The organism is Streptococcus infantis (assembly GCF_047460825.1).
Taxonomy (GTDB): domain Bacteria; phylum Bacillota; class Bacilli; order Lactobacillales; family Streptococcaceae; genus Streptococcus; species Streptococcus infantis_V.
In genome coordinates this window covers 1-18,645 of the sequence record NZ_JASHFO010000032.1, presented here as the reverse complement: position 1 = coordinate 18,645, position 18,645 = coordinate 1, and the positions used below count along the sequence as shown (strand labels likewise).

Sequence of the window (18,645 nt, the reverse complement as noted above, 5' to 3'; positions counted from 1 at the left end):
GAGTTTTGAGGATATGATAGATGTGTTGTCCCTTTTTAACCCCCTCAGAAATGATTTTATCCATGTCCCAGAAAGTTTGAGAATTGAGAGGAGTTCCTTCACGAGCTTCGACAAGAGTTTGTTCGTATTTTTTTTGAGCTTGCTTAGCGAGGTAGAAGATTTTCTGATAGCCACAGTTTTGTCTTCTTTTAGAGCACCCATTACAGACAAAGGGAGGTTTATCAAGTAGAGGGCAAGGAAGGTTGTTAGAGGTAGAGTCTCTAATTTGTTTGTTTCGTTTGACTTCTTTGGAAACAGTAGTTGGGTCTTTTAGAATAAGTTGCGCGATAGCTTTGAATGTTTCACCGCGCTCTAAACCTAATTGGATATCATTACGGTCTGAAAGGGTAAGGTGTTTATGTTTGGTCATAGTAGGCCTCATTTCTACCACAAACGTCTCACACTTAATTCCACCATAAAAATCCGTTTTAGACTAATTTCCACTTTGGTCAGGAAAGTGGAAGTTACTTTGAGAAATTACCCTAAACATTAAAATTGTCTAAACAATCATTCAAGGCTTGATTTTGAATCCTGTTTACTATAAAATAGTTAAGATTGGTGTCAAACTTTTATATTGCAAATAGGAGAAAAAATGACAAAAACTTTGAAACGTCCTGAGGTTCTATCACCTGCAGGAACACTAGAAAAACTAAAAGTAGCTGTTCAATACGGAGCAGATGCAGTCTTTATTGGTGGTCAGGCCTATGGTCTACGTAGTCGTGCAGGAAACTTCACTTTCGAACAAATGGAAGAAGGAGTACAGTTCGCGGCTAAGTATGGAGCTAAGGTTTATGTGGCTGCCAATATGGTTATGCACGAGGGAAATGAAGAAGGTGCTGGAGAATGGTTCCGTAAGTTACGTGATATTGGTATTGCAGCGGTTATCGTTTCTGACCCTGCCTTAATCATGATTGCAGCAACAGAAGCACCAGGACTTGAAATCCACCTTTCAACACAAGCTAGTGCGACCAACTATGAAACTCTTGAATTCTGGAAAGAACTTGGATTGACTCGTGTCGTTTTGGCGCGTGAGGTTTCTATGGAAGAATTGGCAGAAATTCGCAAACGTACAGACGTTGAGATTGAAGCTTTTGTACATGGAGCTATGTGTATCTCATATTCTGGCCGTTGTACCCTTTCTAACCACATGAGTATGCGTGATGCCAACCGTGGTGGATGTTCACAATCTTGCCGTTGGAAATATGACCTTTACGATATGCCATTTGGTAAAGAGCGTAAGAGTCTCAAGGGAGAAATTCCTGAAGAGTTCTCCATGTCAGCTGTTGATATGTCTATGATTGACCATATCCCAGATATGATTGAAAATGGTGTGGACAGTCTTAAAATTGAAGGACGTATGAAATCAATCCACTATGTTTCAACAGTTACAAACTGCTACAAGGCTGCCGTTGATGCCTACCTCGAAAGTCCTGAAAAGTTTGAAGCTATCAAGCAAGACTTGATTGATGAAATGTGGAAGGTGGCTCAACGTGAATTGGCTACAGGTTTCTACTATGGAACACCAACTGAAAATGAACAACTTTTCGGAGCTCGTCGTAAGATTCCAGAATACAAGTTTGTTGCTGAAGTAGTAGCTTATGACGCTGTAACTCAAACAGCAACCATCCGCCAACGTAACGTTATCAACGAAGGTGACCAAGTTGAGTTTTATGGCCCAGGTTTCCGCCATTTTGAAACTTATATCGAAGACCTTCATGATGCTAAAGGTAATAAAATTGACCGTGCACCAAATCCAATGGAACTTTTAACCATCAAGGTTCCTCAACCAGTAGAAGCTGGTGACATGGTACGTGCTTTGAAAGAAGGCCTGATCAATCTTTACAAAGAAGATGGAACAAGCGTCACAATTCGTGCCTAGATAAGGAAAAATCATGGTTCAAGCTCAGGGCTTACTAGTAGATGATGAAAGCAGATGTGTTCATTACCATAGTGATAAAGATATCGTAGCGCTCCAGTGTTATCAGTGTAAGAAATACTATGCCTGTTATCAGTGTCACAATAAACTAGAGTCGCACACATTTTCTCCTTACCCTTTGAATCTAAGACAGGATAAACCTATCTTATGTGGTTCCTGTAAGAACACCCTAACTTATGAGGAGTATCGAGAAAAGGGGAGCTGTCCTTATTGTGTAGCACTCTTTAATCCAGCTTGCCAGAGTCATCACTCGTATTATTTCAAATAAGCAATTGTAAATCCAGGTTTTGAAACTTGGATTTTTCTTTTCAGAAAAATAGGAAAGATAAGGAAAATAATCTGAAAAGACATTAAAATTTTCTATATAATTGTCTTGAAAATCGTAAAAATAGAAATAAATGATTAGAAACGCTTTCAATGCTAGTAAAAAGTTGACAAAAGCAAATTTTAGGACTAAACTAGGGAAGTAAATTTAATTTAAAAAAGGAGAATTCGTCATGAATTTAACATTTTTCGGTCTATGTCTTGCCTGTATGGGTGTATCTCTTGCAGAAGGATTTTTGATGAACGGTTTGTTCAAGTCTGCAGCACGCCAACCAGATATCATCCCACAATTGCGTAGTTTGATGATCATGGGGATTGCCTTTATCGAAGGAACATTCTTTGTAACCTTGGCGATGTCATTTGTCATTAAATAGACAACTCTATTTAGAAATGGAGGTGTCAAACCATGGAAGAAAGTTTGAATCCAACCGTTAATATTGGACCAATATCCTTTGATTTGACCCTGCTTGCCATGTCTCTTGTAACTGTTTTGATGGTTTTTGCCTTTGTCTACTGGGCAAGTCGTAAAATGACCATCCGTCCAAAGGGTAAACAAAATGCTCTTGAGATGATTTATGACTTTGTGATTGGTTTTACCAAACCAAACATTGGAGATTCATATATCAAGGATTATTCCTTGTTTCTGTTTTCTCTATTTCTGTTTATCTTAGTTGCCAATAATATCGGCTTAATGGCAAAAGTACAAACAACAAACGGTTATAACTTGTGGACTTCCCCAACAGCCAACCTTGGATACGATTTATCCCTCTCATTATTGATCACTTTGATCGCCCATGTAGAAGGAGTTCGTCGTAGAGGTGTTAAAGAATATTTGAGAGCATTTGTTACACCTGGCTTCATGACTCCGATGAACATTTTAGAAGAGTTCACCAATTTTGCTTCCTTGGCGATTCGGATCTACGGAAATATTTTTGCCGGTGAGGTCTTAGCTGGATTGCTATTAGCCTTGTCACAAAATGCTTTGTATTGGTATCCTTTTGCCTTTATCGCAAACATGTTATGGACAGCCTTCTCAATTTTCATTTCATGTATCCAGGCTTATGTATTTACCATGTTGTCATCTATGTACATTGGTAAAAAAATAAATGAAGGGGAAGAGTAAGTAGAGGAGGATTAGAAGATGGATTTAACTATTAGTACCATTATCGGTGACTTTATTCTTATCGCTGGTTCCTTCCTTTTATTGATCTTTTTAGTGAAAAAATATGCTTGGGGAAATCTTTCCAGCATCTTAGATGAACGTGCTGAAAAGATTTCTTCAGATATTGATGGTGCCGAGGAAGCCCGTAAAAAGGCTGAGGAACTGGCTAACAAACGTGAAGCTGAGTTAGCGGGTAGCCGTACCGAAGCTAAAACGATTATCGAGAATGCAAAGGAAACTGCAGAGAAAAGTAGAGCCGATATTTTAGCCGAAGCTAAACTTGAAGCAGGCCGCTTAAAAGAAAAAGCCAACCAAGAAATTGCGCAAAACAAAGCTGAGGCTTTACAAAGCGTTAAAGGTGAGGTAGCAGATTTGACAGTTAGTTTAGCTGGAAAAATCATCTCACAAAACCTTGACGGTCATGCCCATAAAGAACTCATTGATCAGTATATCGATCAGCTAGGAGAAGCTTAATGGACAAAAAGACAGTAAAGGTAATTGAAAAATACAGCATGCCTTTTGTCCAATTGGTGATTGAAAAAGGAGAAGAAGATTCTATCTTCTCAGACTTGACCCAGATTAAGCAAGTCGCTGAAGAAACAGACTTGCCTTCTTTTTTGGCTCAGGTAGATGTTGATGAGTCTGACAAGGAAAAAACAGTCAGTTTCTTCCAAGATTCAGCATCGCCATTATTACAAAACTTCATTCAAGTTCTGTTGTATAATCATCGATCAAATCTTTTTTATGATGTGATTGTTGATTGTTTAAACCGTCTTGAGAGCGAAACGAATCGTTTTGAAGTAACGATTATGTCTGCTCATCCTCTAACTGATGAACAGAAAGAACGTCTACTTCCTATTATAGAGAAAAAGATGTCTTTAAAAGTGCGTAGCATTAAAGAAGAAATCGACGATAGTTTAATCGGTGGTTTTGTTATTATCGCCAATCACAAGACAATTGATGTTAGTATTAAACAACAACTTAAAGTTGTTAAGGAAAATTTGAAATAGAAAGTGGTGTTCTTTTGGCAATTAACGCACAAGAAATCAGCGCTTTAATTAAGCAACAAATTGAAAATTTCAAACCCAATTTTGATGTGACTGAAACTGGTGTTGTAACCTACATCGGTGACGGAATTGCGCGTGCTCATGGCCTTGAAAATGCCATGAGTGGAGAGTTGTTGATTTTTGAAAACGGCTCTTATGGTATGGCGCAAAACTTAGAATCAACAGATGTTGGTATTATCATCCTTGGAGATTTTACAGATATCCGCGAAGGCGACACCATTCGTCGTACAGGAAAAATCATGGAAGTTCCAGTTGGTGATAGCTTGATTGGACGTGTCGTGGATCCCCTTGGTCGTCCTGTAGACGGTTTGGGTCCAATCGACACAAACAATACTCGTCCAGTTGAAGCACCAGCACCTGGGGTAATGCAACGTAAATCAGTATCAGAACCATTGCAAACTGGTTTGAAAGCTATTGATGCCCTTGTTCCAATCGGACGTGGTCAACGTGAGTTGATTATCGGTGACCGTCAAACAGGGAAAACAACCATCGCTATTGATGCTATCTTGAACCAAAAAGGTCAAGATATGATTTGTATATATGTAGCGATTGGTCAAAAAGAATCTACAGTTCGTACGCAAGTAGAAACACTTCGTCAGTACGGAGCCTTAGACTATACAATCGTTGTGACAGCGTCGGCTTCACAACCTTCTCCTTTGCTTTTCCTTGCACCTTATGCAGGGGTTGCTATGGCAGAAGAGTTCATGTACCAAGGTAAGCATGTCTTGATCGTTTATGATGATCTTTCAAAACAAGCGGTAGCTTATCGTGAACTTTCTCTCTTGCTCCGTCGTCCACCAGGTCGTGAAGCCTTCCCAGGGGATGTTTTCTATCTTCACAGCCGTTTGCTTGAGCGCTCAGCTAAAGTTTCGGATGAACTTGGTGGTGGATCTATCACGGCTCTTCCATTTATCGAGACCCAAGCTGGAGATATCTCAGCTTATATCGCTACAAACGTAATCTCTATTACGGATGGACAAATCTTCCTAAGTGATAGTCTCTTTAATGCGGGTATTCGTCCAGCTATTGATGCGGGTTCTTCTGTATCTCGTGTTGGTGGTTCTGCTCAGATTAAGGCCATGAAGAAAGTTGCTGGTACACTTCGTATTGACCTTGCTTCATACCGTGAGTTGGAAGCCTTCACTAAATTTGGTTCAGACTTAGATGCAGCCACTCAGGCTAAATTGAATCGTGGTCGTCGTACTGTAGAAGTATTGAAACAGCCCGTTCACAAACCATTACCTGTTGAGAAACAAGTTACTATTCTCTATGCTTTGACCCATGGTTTCTTGGATACGATTCCTGTAGACGATATCGTTCGTTTCGAAGAAGAGTTCCATATGTTCTTTGATGCTCAGCATCCAGAAATTTTGGAAACCATTCGTGAAACAAAAGACTTGCCAGATGAAGCAGTCTTGGATGCTGCGATTACTGAGTTTCTCAATCAATCTAGCTTCCAATAGGAATAGAGGTGTCAGATGGCAGTATCTCTAAATGATATTAAAACAAAAATCGCCTCAACAAAAAATACTAGTCAAATTACTAACGCGATGCAGATGGTTTCCGCAGCTAAGTTAGGTCGTTCTGAAGAAGCAGCTCGTAACTTCCAAGTTTATGCACAAAAAGTGCGTAAGTTAGTTACAGATATTCTTCACGGAGATGGTGCTGGCGGATCAACGAACCCTATGTTGATTAGTCGTCCTGTTAAGAAAACAGGCTATATTGTCATTACATCTGACCGTGGACTTGTTGGAGGATATAATTCTTCAATCTTGAAAGCAGTCATGGAAATTCAGCAAGAATACCATCCTTCAGGAGATGACTTTGAAGTCATCTGTATTGGTGGTATGGGGGCAGATTTCTTCAAATCACGCGGTATTCAGCCAATCTATGAATTGCGTGGACTTGCAAGCCAACCAAGCTTTGATGAAGTTCGTAAGATTATTTCAAAAACTATTGAAATGTATCAAAATGAGCTTTTCGATGAGCTCTATGTTTGCTACAACCACCACGTGAATACATTGACAAGTCAAATGCGTGTAGAACAGATGCTTCCAATCGTGGACTTGGATCCAAATGAAGCAGATGATAACTATAGCTTGACTTTTGACCTTGAAACAAGTCGTGAAGAAATCTTGGATCAATTGCTGCCACAGTTTGCAGAAAGTATGATTTATGGTGCTATTATTGATGCCAAGACAGCTGAAAATGCTGCTGGTATGACAGCCATGCAAACAGCGACTGATAATGCCAAAAAAGTTATTAATGATTTGACAATCCAGTATAACCGTGCCAGACAGGCGGCGATTACACAAGAAATTACAGAAATCGTAGCAGGAGCTAGTGCTTTAGAATAAAGCAATTCTGCTCAGAGAAATGAACTTAGGACCTAGTCATACTAGGAACCGATAGTATCTTATATAGAATAGGAGAAGGAGATGAGTTCAGGTAAAATTGCTCAGGTTATCGGACCCGTTGTAGACGTTTTGTTTGCAGCTGGAGAAAAACTACCTGAGATTAACAATGCACTTGTCGTCTACAAAAATGACGAAAAGAAAACAAAAATCGTCCTTGAAGTAGCCTTAGAGTTGGGGGATGGTATGATTCGTACCATCGCCATGGAATCAACAGATGGTTTGACTCGTGGAATGGAAGTATTGGACACAGGTCGTCCAATCTCTGTACCAGTAGGGAAAGAAACCTTGGGACGTGTCTTCAACGTTTTGGGAGATACCATTGACTTGGAAGCTCCTTTTGGTGAAGATGCAGAGCGTCAGCCAATTCATAAAAAAGCACCAACTTTTGATGAATTGTCTACCTCTTCAGAAATTCTAGAAACTGGGATCAAGGTTATCGACCTTCTTGCCCCTTACCTTAAAGGTGGTAAGGTCGGACTCTTCGGTGGTGCCGGAGTTGGTAAGACCGTATTGATCCAAGAATTGATTCACAACATTGCCCAAGAACACGGTGGTATTTCAGTATTTACTGGTGTTGGGGAACGTACTCGTGAAGGGAACGACTTATATTGGGAAATGAAGGAATCAGGCGTTATCGAGAAAACAGCCATGGTATTTGGTCAGATGAATGAACCACCAGGAGCACGTATGCGTGTTGCCCTTACTGGTTTGACAATCGCTGAATACTTCCGTGATGTAGAAGGTCAAGACGTTCTTCTCTTTATTGACAACATTTTCCGTTTCACACAAGCTGGTTCAGAAGTATCTGCCCTTTTGGGTCGTATGCCATCAGCCGTTGGTTACCAACCAACCCTCGCAACAGAAATGGGTCAATTGCAAGAACGTATCACTTCAACTAAGAAAGGTTCTGTAACCTCTATCCAGGCCATCTATGTGCCAGCGGATGACTATACTGACCCAGCGCCAGCAACAGCCTTCGCTCACTTGGACTCAACAACTAACTTGGAACGTAAATTGGTTCAATTGGGTATCTACCCAGCCGTTGATCCACTTGCTTCAAGCTCACGTGCCTTGGCACCTGAAATCGTTGGAGAAGAGCACTATGCAGTAGCTGCTGAAGTTAAACGTGTCCTTCAACGTTACCATGAATTGCAAGATATCATTGCTATCCTTGGTATGGATGAACTTTCTGATGAAGAAAAAACTTTGGTTGCTCGTGCCCGTCGTATTCAGTTCTTCCTTTCACAAAACTTCAACGTTGCGGAACAATTTACTGGTCAACCAGGTTCTTATGTTCCAGTAGCGGAAACAGTTCGTGGATTTAAGGAAATTCTTGATGGAAAACACGATCATCTCCCAGAAGACGCCTTCCGTGGAGTAGGTTCAATCGAAGATGTTATTGCTAAGGCTGAAAAAATGGGATTTTAAGAGGTGATCTATGGCTCAGTTAACTGTCCAGATCGTGACACCAGATGGCCTCGTCTATGATCACCATGCCAGCTTTGTATCGGTTCGAACTCTGGATGGTGAGATGGGGATCTTGCCACGACATCAAAATATGATTGCGGTATTAGCAGTTGATGAAGTTAAAGTCAAACGTATTGATGATGATTCTCATGTCAACTGGATTGCAGTAAACGGAGGAATTATTGAGATTGCAAATAATGTCATTACCATTATTGCTGACTCAGCTGAACGTGCGCGCGATATTGATGTTAGTCGTGCAGAACGTGCTAAACTTCGTGCAGAACGTGAAATCGAAGAAGCACAAGACAAACACTTGATTGACCAAGAGCGTCGTGCTAAGATTGCATTACAACGTGCTATTAACCGAATCAATGTCGGAAATAAACTATAAAAAAATGAGGTTGGGACAAAAAGATCCCGACCTCACTTTTTATTAGCAATCAAACTTTGACGTGATAGCTGATTGAACTTTTTGTTCGTCTTTTAGACTCCAAAAAGATCCTAATCATCCTCGCGGGGCTGGGACTACAAAATCGAGACTTTGTCTATCGATTTCTGTCCCACCGCCATTTTTCTATGTTTAAAAAGTGACGCAAACCGCTTCAGGTACGTGAAAGTCATTGGAAAGTTCTGCAAGACGACCAGTATCTGAATTACGTTTAAAGACAGTTGCATTATCAGAATCCTGGTGAACAGCGATGAGGAATTCTTGGTCTGGCGAGAGAATAAAGTCACGAGGAGTTTTCCCGTTTGTAGGAACGAATTCCAACAATTCTAAACTACCATCAGCGAGAATAGTGTAAACTACAATAGAATCGTGACCACGGTTTGATGCATACAGATATTTTCCATCTTGTGAGAGACGAATAGCAGCAGTTCCATTAAAGTCATTAAATCCTTCAGGAAGAGTAGAAATAACTTGCATTTTTTCAAATGCACCAACACCATCATAAATCAATACTTCAATTGTACTATTGAGTTCACAGATGAGATAGGCAATCTTGTAGTGATTGTGAAAAACAAGGTGACGTGCACCAGCACCAGGACTACAATTGTAGGTAGTTAGCTTATTTAGTTTTCCTTCTGGATTGACATCATAAGTAGTAACCTCATCAGTACCTAAGTCGCAAGTGACTAAATAATGATCTGGTGTTAAATCTGTAAAGTGTACATGTGGAGAAGCTTGATTTTCATGGGGACCATGACCGCTATGCTGAACTGCATCAGCCAATTCTAAACTACCATCTTCTTTACGTTTATAGACCAAAACTTGTCCCTTGTGATAGTTTGCACCATATACTAGGCCACGTTTCTCATCAACTGCAACATAACAGTGAGGAGCGCCTTCTGTCACAACATGGTTTAGCAAAGTACCATCAGTTTGATAGGCAGCAATTCCACCTTGACCATCTTTGCTACCGACAGTGTAGAGGTGATTTTCTTGATCAAATACAAGATAGGTAGGACTTGGCTCAGTAGCAAATAGTTTAAGATTGGATAGTTTCCCAGTTTCTGTATCAAAATCAGCTTGATAAATCCCTTGGGATAAACGACGTGTGTAAGTTCCGAAATAAATTGTTTCAATCATAGCTATACCTCTAAATAAAGATGTTTCTATTATATCATAAATTGGGAGACCTGAAGAAAATAGTGAAAAAAGTATGAAACATCTAAGTATAAAAATAGTAAAAAGCAAGGTCGCTTTGTTAGAGTTCTCAATAGTCACCTCAACACTTTAAAAACAGTTTATTCCCTATAAAAATGGTATAATGAAAGGACAAAGGAAAGGAAGTAGATATGGAACAAAAAGAGAAACATTTTAATTTATCTTGGTTTTTTAAATGGTTTTTAGATAATAAGGCTGTTACAGTTTTTTTGGTAGCCTTGTTACTAGGTCTGAATATTTTTATTTTAAGTAAGATTAGTTTTTTATTTATCCCTGTCGTTGATTTTTTATCAGTGGTTATGTTGCCTGTTATTTTATCAGGATTACTTTTTTATCTCTTAAATCCACTGGTGGATTTGATGGAGAAGTATAAGATAAATCGTGTCTTAGCCATTAGTATTATCTTTGTCATTATTGCCATACTCTTGATTATTGGTCTGGCCGTTGCGATTCCAAATCTTCAACGTCAAGTAGTTATTTTTGCGAAAAATGTACCAAATTATCTCGAAGATGCTGACAGAGTTATTGATGATCTTGTAACCAAGCGTTTACCAGATGACTTTAGACCTCAACTAGAACAGGTTCTGGCTCAATTCTCAACACAAGCAACTGCTTGGGCAAGTAATATTTCATCAAAAGCTGTGAACTGGGTGAGTGCTCTTATTAGTGGAACGTCACAAGTCATTGTTGCTTTGATTATCATGCCCTTTATGCTCTTTTATCTCCTTAGAGATGGAAAAGGTTTGAGAGATCATATCACTCAATTCTTACCAAATAAATTGAGAGAACCAGTAGGTAAGGTTCTAACGGATGTGAACCAACAACTTTCTAACTATGTTAGAGGACAAATTACTGTTGCTGTTATTGTAGCGATTATGTTTATCATCTTCTTTAAGATTATTGGTTTGAGGTATGCAGTGACTCTTGGAATTACTGCAGGGTTTTTAAACCTTATCCCTTATCTTGGAAGTTTCCTTGCCATGCTACCAGCTCTGGTCTTAGGCTTAATTGCTGGACCAGTTATGCTCTTGAAAGTTATTATCGTTTTTATCGTAGAGCAGACAATTGAAGGTCGTTTTGTATCTCCATTGATCTTAGGTAGTCAACTCAACATTCATCCGATCACGATTCTATTTGTTTTGTTGACGTCTGGTTCTATGTTTGGTGTTTGGGGAGTCCTATTAGGAATTCCTGTTTATGCTTCAGCAAAAGTTGTTATTTCAGCGATTTTTGAATGGTATAAAAAAGTTAGTGGTTTGTATGAGTTAGAAGAGGAGGTTGAAGGTGAGCAATAGTCAAGAAATGCTTGAAGCTTTGGATCAGCAAGATTTAACAAGAGCTGATCACTATTTTCAAAAAGCCTTGGTAGAAGACCCTGATGATCTTCTTCTGGAACTGGCTTATTATCTAGAAAGTATTGGTTTTTATCCACAAGCTCGTCAAATCTATGAAAAACTAGCACCAATATTTCCAGAAGTAAATCTCAATCTAGCTAGTATCGTAAGCGAAGACGGACAAATTGAAGAAGCGTTTGCCTATCTAGAAGAAATTCAACCCAATAGCGATTCTTATGTATCTGCGCTTGTTTTAAAGGCTGATTTTTATCAAATGGAAGGATTGACGGATGTAGCTCGTGAGAAGCTCTTAGAAGCTCTTAATTACTCTGATGATCCTTTATTGATTTTTGGGCTAGCAGAGTTAGATAGTGAACTTGGAAATGATTTAGAAGCGATTAAGGGCTATGCTCAACTGGATAATCGTGAAATATATGAGCAGACAGGGATTTCGACCTATCAACGAATTGGAACTGCCTATGCTCGACTTGGAAAGTTTGAATCAGCTATAGAGTTTTTAGAAAAAGCTTTAGAGTTAGAGTATGACGATCAGACTGCTTTTGAATTAGCAAGTCTTTACTTTGATCAAGAGGAATATCAAAAGGCAGTTTTATATTTTAAACAGCTGGATACTATTTCTCCAGATTTTGAAGGGTATGAATATGGTTATAGTCAGGCTCTACATAAGGAACACCAGACTGAGCAAGCCTTACTGGTAACTCAACAAGGTTTGGAAAAAAATCCTTTCGAGACACGTTTACTACTCCTTGCTTCACAATTATCTTACGAATTGCATCAACCTGAACAGGCGGAAGCTTATCTTCTTCAAGCCCAAGAAGATGCGGAAGACCAAGAAGAAATCCTCTTGCGGCTAGCAACCATGTATCAGGAGCAAGAACGGTATGAGGATATTCTAGCCTTAGAAGTATATGAGCCAGAAAATCTCTTGACTAAGTGGATGATTGCACGGAGTTACCAAGAAACTGAAGATTTGGATGCTGCCTATGAATCTTATCAGGCATTGGTTCCAGAATTCAAGGAAAATCCTGAGTTTTTAGAGCAATACATTCATCTATTACGCGAACTTGGAAGGTTTGAAGAAGCAAAAGAACAGATTCAACACTATCTCAAGTTGGTTCCTGATGATATACAGATGCAGGAATTGTATGAACGTTTATGATAAATGAACAGTAGTCGTCTTAGCAGGCGACTATTTTTATAAAATGAAAGATTTAAAAATCTATAAATTCCATCATAAAAATGAATAGATACAGTATGAATTTTTAGCTTTTTTTTGATATAATTGTTATAGTTAAATTGAAAAAACTCACTCAAAAAGTGAAACATAGAAAGATTTGAATTATGACACAAGTAAAAATCGTAACAGATTCTTCTGTTACCATTGAACCAGAAGTGGTCAAAGAATTAAATATTACCGTCGTTCCGCTCTCTGTAATGATTGATAGTGTTCTTTATTCGGATGCTGATCTTGAAGAAGGGGAATTTCTTCGCTTGATGAAAGAGAGTAAAAATCTGCCTAAAACAAGTCAACCTCCTGTTGGACTCTTTGCTGAGATTTTTGATGAGTTGAGTAAAGACAGTAGTCAAATTTTAGCCATTCATATGTCTCATGCCTTATCAGGAACTGTCGAAGCAGCTCGGCAAGGTGCAAGTTTGTCAACAGCTAATGTGACTGTATTGGATAGTTCCTTTACAGATCAAGCCCTAAAATTTCAAGTAGTTGAAGCAGCTAAGTTAGCTCAAGAAGGACAAGACATTGAGACAATTGTGGCTCATGTTGAAGAAGTAAAGAAGAACACAGAGCTCTATATTGGTGTTTCTACCTTGGAAAACCTTGTTAAAGGTGGTCGTATTGGTCGAGTGACAGGCCTTTTAAGCTCTCTATTAAATATCCGCGTAGTTATGCAGATGAAAGATGATGAATTGCAACCAATCGTTAAAGGACGTGGAGCTAAAACTTTTAAAAAATGGTTAGATGAGCTAGTTGCAAAACTGTCAGAGCGTTCTGTTGCAGAAATTGGTATTTCCTATTCTGGAACTCGGGACTGGGCAGAAGAGATGAAAGAAATCCTACAACCATTCGTTGAAAAACCAATCTCTGTACTTGAAACAGGTTCTATTATTCAGACCCATACAGGTGAAAATGCTTGGGCTATTTTGGTCAGATACGAGTCCTAAAAAAATAAAGAAAATAGCAAGAAATAGCGTTTTTGACTTGACCTACAAGAGAATTTAGGATATGATTGTAATTGTTAATTAGAAAATATTTGGAGGAATTATTAACATGGCAAACAAACAAGATTTGATCGCTAAAGTAGCAGAAGCTACAGAATTGACAAAGAAAGACTCAGCAGCAGCAGTTGATGCTGTATTTGCAGCAGTAGCTGATTACCTTGCAGCTGGTGAAAAAGTTCAATTGATCGGTTTTGGTAATTTCGAAGTTCGTGAGCGTGCAGCACGTAAAGGTCGCAACCCACAAACTGGTAAAGAAATCACTATCGCAGCTTCAAAAGTTCCAGCATTCAAAGCTGGTAAAGCTCTTAAAGACGCTGTTAAATAATGAATTTAGAAAAAGCCTATTGTATCAAGCTTTCTAGCTTGGTCAATAGGCTTTTTTTGTAGTTTTGGGGCATGAGAGAACAGTATTTTCTATACCAGTCATAGATTTTAAGCTCTATTATTGGTAAGAATAGTGAGGCTGAGAAGCCTATCTCAAGTTAGGCTTGCAAAGATAAAATTTAGACCCTAATCTATACAATTGGCACTAAATGGATAGCAAACAAGGATGGTGAGCAGAGTTTCCTTTCAACCACTGAGTCCTTTATAGAATTTCTTGACAGAGTTAGTGAAAGGGTTTACAATTATATAAAAGAAGTTAGGAGGATAGGAAGATGATTATTTCAACTACGGGAATTGAAGGCAAGAAAATCCTAGCCTACAAAGGAATCGTCTTTGGTGAAGTGGTTGCTGGCGTTAATATGTTCAAAGATATGGCTGCTGGCTTCCGTAATGTTTTTGGAGGACGAGCTAGTAGTTATGAAGGCGAGTTGACTCAAGCAAGAGAAGAAGCTCTAGCAGAAATGATGGAGCGTGCAAGTGAACGTGGAGCAAATGCTATTATAGGTATAAAAATGGACTATGAAACTTTAGGGGCTGAAAATGGTATGCTAATGGTCACTTGTAGTGGTACAGCAGTTGTGGTTGACTCCTAATTTGAAGAAACAAAAAAAGAACAGTCGGAACTGTTCTTTTTATGATTATTTGAGACCGTATTTTTTGTTGAAACGATCCACGCGTCCATCTGCTTGAGTGAACTTTTGACGTCCAGTGTAGAATGGGTGTGAGTCTGATGAAATTTCCACACGGATCAATGGGTAAGTTTCGCCTTCGAACTCAACAGTTTCGTTAGAGCGTTTTGTTGAACCGCTAAGGAATTGGTAACCAGTAGTTGTGTCCATGAAGACAACTGGGCGATATTCTGGATGGATATCTTTTTTCATTTTGCAATATTTCCTTTCTGCCATGGTCTCTTTGCGAGCCATAGATTGTTACCATACTAGTCTATCAGATTCTGATAAGTTTGGCAAGCTTTTTATCTATTTTTTTAGTAAGTTTTTTAATTCTTGATAGATGACTTCATTTTCCTCTAGGCTATAGGAGTTAGCACCACTTGCAAGTGGGTGACCTCCACCATCATGTTCTTTTGCAACACCATTGATTGGAACGAATTTACTGCGAAGTCGAACGCGGTAGTGGCCATCTGCTTGTTCTACAAAGATTCCCCAAAGATTAACTGTATCGATACGGCCTGGAGCTCCAACAATGGCTGCTGTTTCAGAATCTGTTACTTGATATGTTTTTAGAATTTCTTGAGTCAGTATGACACGTGCGACACCATTTTCATCAACTTCTAGGTGATCATAGACATAACCTTGAAGTTTAGCGATTTTAAAGCTCATAGTGTCCATTTTACGTGTTAATTCAGCGTAGTCAAAGTTATGTTCTCTTAGTTTACTAGCAATTCGAAGGGTACGAGCAGAAGTAGACGGATAAAGGAAACGACCGGTATCGCCAATAATTCCAGCGCAGAGCATTTTAGCAGCGTAGTCGGATAATTCTAGGTTAGTTGCTTCAGCAAAGAGAGCAATCATCTCACTGGCACTGCTAGAGTTGGTATCTACCCAAACAAGATCTCCATAGACTTCGTCATTTGGATGGTGATCAATTTTAATAATGGTTTCAGCATTAGTATAACGTTTATCATCGATACGAGCGGTATTTGCTGTATCACAGATGATAGCAAGCGCACCTTGATAATCCTTGTCTTCTACCTGATCCATCTTTGTAAGCCATGTTAGGGTTGGCTCATCATAACCAACTACCTTGATTTTTTTTTCTGGGAAATGGTGTTCCAGAAGTGCTTTGAGTCCAACCTGACTTCCTAAGGCATCAGGATCTGGTTTCATGTGACGGTGAATGATGATGGTATCGTATGCTTTAATTTTTTCTAAAATTTGATGGCAAATTTCCATAAGTGACCTCAATTCTTTCTTATTTCATTGTAGCACAAGAGTTTTTATTTTTAAAATGAAAAAGATGTGATATAATGGAGAAAGATAAATTGAGGAGGACGATATGGCATTAGCAAAAATTGTATTTGCCAGTATGACCGGTAATACCGAAGAAATTGCAGATATTGTAGCAGATAAATTGCGTGAGTTGGGCTTAGAGGTGGATGTTGATGAGTGTACAACTGTTGACGCATCTGACTTTCTTGAAGCAGATATTGCAATCGTTGCAACCTACACATACGGTGATGGAGAGTTACCAGATGAGATGATGGACTTCTACGAAGACCTAGCAGATCTTAACTTGAGTGGCAAAATCTACGGTGTGGTAGGATCAGGCGATACTTTCTACGATGAGTTCTGTAAAGCTGTTGATGACTTTGATCGTGTATTTGTGGCAACAGGAGCTGAAAAGGGATCAGAGTGTGTCAAAGTGGACCTCTCTGCAGAAGAAGAAGATATCGAACGCTTGGAACAATTTGCAGAAGAATTGGCTGCTAAAGTAGGATAAGCATGAAGTTGCACTGATGAAAGTTGTCAGTGCAGTTTTTGTTAGTTGTCCCTAGGAATGACCTAGCCCATTTAGAAGTTTTTTGATACAATCATTCAAATAATGAAGGAGACTCTATGGATTTAGATATTATTAGACAAGAAATCGATCAAATTGATGACCAAATCGTAAAACTCTTAGAAGAAAGAATGCATCTAGTTGAGGGTGTAGTGGCTTATAAAAAAGCTTCAGGAAAAGCTATTCTCGATACTAAAAGAGAAGAAGCTATCTTTGAGAAGGTCAGAAGTCATGTCAGCAATAAAAAATACGAAGAGACAATCGTTGAGACTTTTTCTGATATTCTCAAACGTTCGCGCGATTATCAGGATAAAAACATCAAATGAAAAAAGAACAATTTTACCCATTAGGAATCTTTCTAGCTGCCATGCTAGGAGGACTTGTCCGATATCAGATTTCGAGATGGTTGCCAGCTAGCCCAGATTTTCCATGGGGAACTCTCTTTGCTAACTATGTAGGAATTTTCTGCTTAGTCTATCTTGTCAAAGGTTATTTGGTTTATAAGGGAAGCAGTAAAGGTGTCATTTTAGCGCTTGGAACTGGCTTCTGTGGAGGATTAACGACTTTTTCAAGCCTCATGTTAGATGGCGTGAAATTGCTGGATACAGGTTCTTACCTAAGTCTAGTAATCTATCTAGTTCTGAGCATTGGTGGAGGACTTTTATTGGCTTATTGTTTAGGGAGGAAGAAATGGTAGTAATCTATCTAGCGCTTGCTTGTGGACTAGGTGCCCTTGTGCGTTATTTCTTTTCACGTTATAATCAGGGTTCAGTACTGCCTCTAGGAACTCTCATAGCTAATCTACTGGGCTGTTTTTTGATTGGTTTATTTTACAATCATGTGGAGTCTAAAGAAGTCTATCTTATCCTTGCCACAGGATTTTGTGGAGGTCTAACCACTTTTTCAACCTTGAATGATGAACTCCAAAAACTCTTAGCTGATAGGAAGGTCTTTTACAGATATTTTCTCTTGACCTACTTAGGTGGTTTGCTTGCTATTTTTTTAGGAATTTTACTGTAAATTTCTTTACTTTTTTTAAGAAATTTGGTAAACTGTATCTTGTGTGTAATGGACGCACAAAAATACAGTTTATCCGCTGAGGAAGCTTCCTCAAGATTGACAAAGATAGGAGAATAAAATGAATCCATTAATCCAAAGCTTGACAGAAGGTCAACTTCGTACTGATATCCCATCATTCCGTCCTGGTGACACTGTTCGTGTACACGCGAAAGTTGTCGAAGGTAACCGTGAACGTATCCAGATTTTTGAAGGTGTTGTTATTGCACGTAAAGGTGCTGGCATCTCAGAAAACTACACAGTTCGTAAAATCTCTAACGGTGTAGGTGTTGAACGTATCTTCCCAATTCACACTCCACGTGTTGAAAAGATCGAAGTTGTTCGTTACGGTAAAGTACGTCGTGCGAAATTGTACTACTTGCGTGCTCTTCAAGGTAAAGCAGCTCGTATCAAAGAAATTCGTCGTTAATTCGACCAAAAAACTCTGCTCATTCGGCAGAGTTTTTCTCTAGCTCCCTTAGTTCAATGGATATAACAACTCCCTCCTAAGGAGTAGTTGCTGGTTCGATTCCGGCAGGGGGCATTTTTAGTAATGTAAAGAAAGACAAAGAAAATTCAAAATGTTTATTTAAAGGCAATTATCACAAGTTCATTTTTAAAAATAATTTAGCATTTTTAATTTTTTTGACCAAATTTTGACCAAAAATTATATTTTGGTCAATGATTATAGAATAAAATGGATCATGAAAATGTCTTTGATTTATAGTAGTGTTAAAAAGGACTTCCTTTATTGGAATGTCCTTATTTTTATTATGGAATTGACAGATGAGGTTAAGGTTCAGTTCCATGAACTCAAAAAGCAAGTATAAAGATTCAAAAAAGTTTCAAAAAAATTTTGTGTTGATTTTTCTAGACTAAAGTACACGACAAAATTATACTAGACTAAAATCAAAAAACATCTTATAATAGTAGTTATGAAACTTACAAACGAAGAAACACAAAAAATTGAACAACTCTTAAAAGATTCATCGTACGCCAAATATCACAAACGTCTACAGA

General features: G+C 38.7%; 24 protein-coding genes and 1 tRNA gene. 21 read left to right on the top strand and 4 right to left on the bottom strand.

Annotated features, from left to right (window positions below):
* Positions 1 to 409 (bottom strand): helix-turn-helix domain-containing protein (locus QM911_RS08565; protein ID WP_414313723.1); only part of this gene is annotated, 409 nt, incomplete at its 3' end.
* Between the two features lie 222 nt (positions 410 to 631).
* On the opposite strand from QM911_RS08565, the gene QM911_RS08560 reads away from it, so the two are divergent.
* The 10 genes from QM911_RS08560 to QM911_RS08515 all read left to right on the top strand — a co-directional run bounded on the left by QM911_RS08560 (position 632) and on the right by QM911_RS08515 (position 8,803).
* Positions 632 to 1,918, top strand: a complete 1,287-nt coding sequence (locus tag QM911_RS08560) for a peptidase U32 family protein (protein WP_414313722.1) — start codon at positions 632 to 634, stop codon at positions 1,916 to 1,918.
* A 13-nt stretch (positions 1,919 to 1,931) separates the two neighbouring features.
* A complete protein-coding gene (locus tag QM911_RS08555) occupies positions 1,932 to 2,243 on the top strand; it encodes a CHY zinc finger protein (protein WP_083280576.1) in 312 nt (103 codons plus the stop codon).
* Positions 2,244 to 2,472: 229 nt separating this feature from the next.
* A complete protein-coding gene (locus QM911_RS08550) occupies positions 2,473 to 2,673 on the top strand; it encodes a F0F1 ATP synthase subunit C (protein WP_001054551.1) in 201 nt (66 codons plus the stop codon).
* Positions 2,674 to 2,705: 32 nt separating this feature from the next.
* Entirely contained in the window at positions 2,706 to 3,422 is a 717-nt protein-coding gene (gene atpB, locus QM911_RS08545; protein WP_414313721.1) for a F0F1 ATP synthase subunit A, read from the top strand.
* Positions 3,423 to 3,440: 18 nt separating this feature from the next.
* Positions 3,441 to 3,935, top strand: coding sequence for a F0F1 ATP synthase subunit B (gene atpF / locus QM911_RS08540; protein WP_414257690.1), 495 nt, complete (start codon positions 3,441 to 3,443; stop codon positions 3,933 to 3,935).
* Entirely contained in the window at positions 3,935 to 4,471 is a 537-nt protein-coding gene (locus QM911_RS08535) for a F0F1 ATP synthase subunit delta (RefSeq protein ID WP_414257689.1), read from the top strand. The genes atpF and QM911_RS08535 overlap by 1 nt, the downstream gene beginning before the upstream one ends.
* 14 nt (positions 4,472 to 4,485) lie before the next feature.
* Positions 4,486 to 5,991: a F0F1 ATP synthase subunit alpha gene (gene atpA, locus QM911_RS08530; RefSeq protein WP_414257687.1), complete on the top strand. Its 1,506-nt coding sequence runs from the start codon at positions 4,486 to 4,488 to the stop codon at positions 5,989 to 5,991.
* Between the two features lie 15 nt (positions 5,992 to 6,006).
* Entirely contained in the window at positions 6,007 to 6,885 is an 879-nt protein-coding gene (locus QM911_RS08525; protein ID WP_049549330.1) for a F0F1 ATP synthase subunit gamma, read from the top strand.
* 81 nt (positions 6,886 to 6,966) lie between these two features.
* Positions 6,967 to 8,373, top strand: a complete 1,407-nt coding sequence (atpD, locus tag QM911_RS08520; RefSeq protein WP_000094353.1) for a F0F1 ATP synthase subunit beta — start codon at positions 6,967 to 6,969, stop codon at positions 8,371 to 8,373.
* Positions 8,374 to 8,383: 10 nt separating this feature from the next.
* Positions 8,384 to 8,803, top strand: coding sequence for a F0F1 ATP synthase subunit epsilon (locus QM911_RS08515; RefSeq protein WP_414313720.1), 420 nt, complete (start codon positions 8,384 to 8,386; stop codon positions 8,801 to 8,803).
* A 189-nt stretch (positions 8,804 to 8,992) separates the two neighbouring features.
* On the opposite strand, the gene QM911_RS08510 is transcribed toward QM911_RS08515, so the two are convergent.
* Positions 8,993 to 10,000: a lactonase family protein gene (locus QM911_RS08510; protein WP_414313719.1), complete on the bottom strand. Its 1,008-nt coding sequence runs from the start codon at positions 9,998 to 10,000 to the stop codon at positions 8,993 to 8,995.
* Between the two features lie 209 nt (positions 10,001 to 10,209).
* Between QM911_RS08510 and QM911_RS08505 the strand changes: the two genes are divergently transcribed.
* The 5 genes from QM911_RS08505 (at position 10,210) to QM911_RS08485 (ending at position 14,645) form a co-directional block, all read left to right on the top strand.
* Positions 10,210 to 11,373: an AI-2E family transporter gene (locus QM911_RS08505; RefSeq protein ID WP_414313718.1), complete on the top strand. Its 1,164-nt coding sequence runs from the start codon at positions 10,210 to 10,212 to the stop codon at positions 11,371 to 11,373.
* Positions 11,363 to 12,592 carry a tetratricopeptide repeat protein gene (locus tag QM911_RS08500; RefSeq protein WP_414313717.1) on the top strand — a complete coding sequence of 410 codons (1,230 nt, stop codon included), beginning with the start codon at positions 11,363 to 11,365 and terminating at the stop codon, positions 12,590 to 12,592. The genes QM911_RS08505 and QM911_RS08500 overlap by 11 nt, the downstream gene beginning before the upstream one ends.
* 182 nt (positions 12,593 to 12,774) lie before the next feature.
* Positions 12,775 to 13,611 carry a DegV family protein gene (locus tag QM911_RS08495; RefSeq protein ID WP_414313716.1) on the top strand — a complete coding sequence of 279 codons (837 nt, stop codon included), beginning with the start codon at positions 12,775 to 12,777 and terminating at the stop codon, positions 13,609 to 13,611.
* A 106-nt stretch (positions 13,612 to 13,717) separates the two neighbouring features.
* Complete coding sequence (locus QM911_RS08490) at positions 13,718 to 13,993, top strand: HU family DNA-binding protein (RefSeq protein WP_001284633.1); 276 nt, start codon at positions 13,718 to 13,720, stop codon at positions 13,991 to 13,993.
* Between the two features lie 331 nt (positions 13,994 to 14,324).
* Positions 14,325 to 14,645 carry a heavy metal-binding domain-containing protein gene (locus QM911_RS08485; protein WP_371559117.1) on the top strand — a complete coding sequence of 107 codons (321 nt, stop codon included), beginning with the start codon at positions 14,325 to 14,327 and terminating at the stop codon, positions 14,643 to 14,645.
* 45 nt (positions 14,646 to 14,690) lie between these two features.
* On the opposite strand, the gene QM911_RS08480 is transcribed toward QM911_RS08485, so the two are convergent.
* Positions 14,691 to 14,933 (bottom strand): type B 50S ribosomal protein L31, encoded by a 243-nt coding sequence (locus tag QM911_RS08480; RefSeq protein WP_000710764.1) that lies wholly within the window; start codon positions 14,931 to 14,933, stop codon positions 14,691 to 14,693.
* A gap of 96 nt (positions 14,934 to 15,029) precedes the next feature.
* Complete coding sequence (locus tag QM911_RS08475; RefSeq protein WP_414313715.1) at positions 15,030 to 15,965, bottom strand: DHH family phosphoesterase; 936 nt, start codon at positions 15,963 to 15,965, stop codon at positions 15,030 to 15,032.
* A 103-nt stretch (positions 15,966 to 16,068) separates the two neighbouring features.
* Between QM911_RS08475 and QM911_RS08470 the strand changes: the two genes are divergently transcribed.
* The 6 genes from QM911_RS08470 (at position 16,069) to QM911_RS08445 (ending at position 18,169) form a co-directional block, all read left to right on the top strand.
* Complete coding sequence (locus QM911_RS08470; protein WP_001162134.1) at positions 16,069 to 16,512, top strand: flavodoxin; 444 nt, start codon at positions 16,069 to 16,071, stop codon at positions 16,510 to 16,512.
* A gap of 116 nt (positions 16,513 to 16,628) precedes the next feature.
* Positions 16,629 to 16,895: a chorismate mutase gene (locus QM911_RS08465; protein ID WP_414267226.1), complete on the top strand. Its 267-nt coding sequence runs from the start codon at positions 16,629 to 16,631 to the stop codon at positions 16,893 to 16,895.
* Complete coding sequence (gene crcB, locus QM911_RS08460) at positions 16,892 to 17,266, top strand: fluoride efflux transporter CrcB (RefSeq protein WP_414313714.1); 375 nt, start codon at positions 16,892 to 16,894, stop codon at positions 17,264 to 17,266. The genes QM911_RS08465 and crcB (QM911_RS08460) overlap by 4 nt, the downstream gene beginning before the upstream one ends.
* Entirely contained in the window at positions 17,260 to 17,589 is a 330-nt protein-coding gene (gene crcB / locus QM911_RS08455; RefSeq protein ID WP_414313713.1) for a fluoride efflux transporter CrcB, read from the top strand. The genes crcB (QM911_RS08460) and crcB (QM911_RS08455) overlap by 7 nt, the downstream gene beginning before the upstream one ends.
* Before the next feature lie 118 nt (positions 17,590 to 17,707).
* Positions 17,708 to 18,055, top strand: a complete 348-nt coding sequence (gene rplS / locus QM911_RS08450; RefSeq protein ID WP_001068669.1) for a 50S ribosomal protein L19 — start codon at positions 17,708 to 17,710, stop codon at positions 18,053 to 18,055.
* Positions 18,056 to 18,097: 42 nt separating this feature from the next.
* Positions 18,098 to 18,169: transfer RNA gene (locus QM911_RS08445), tRNA-Arg, on the top strand.
* Positions 18,170 to 18,645: the final 476 nt, after the last annotated feature.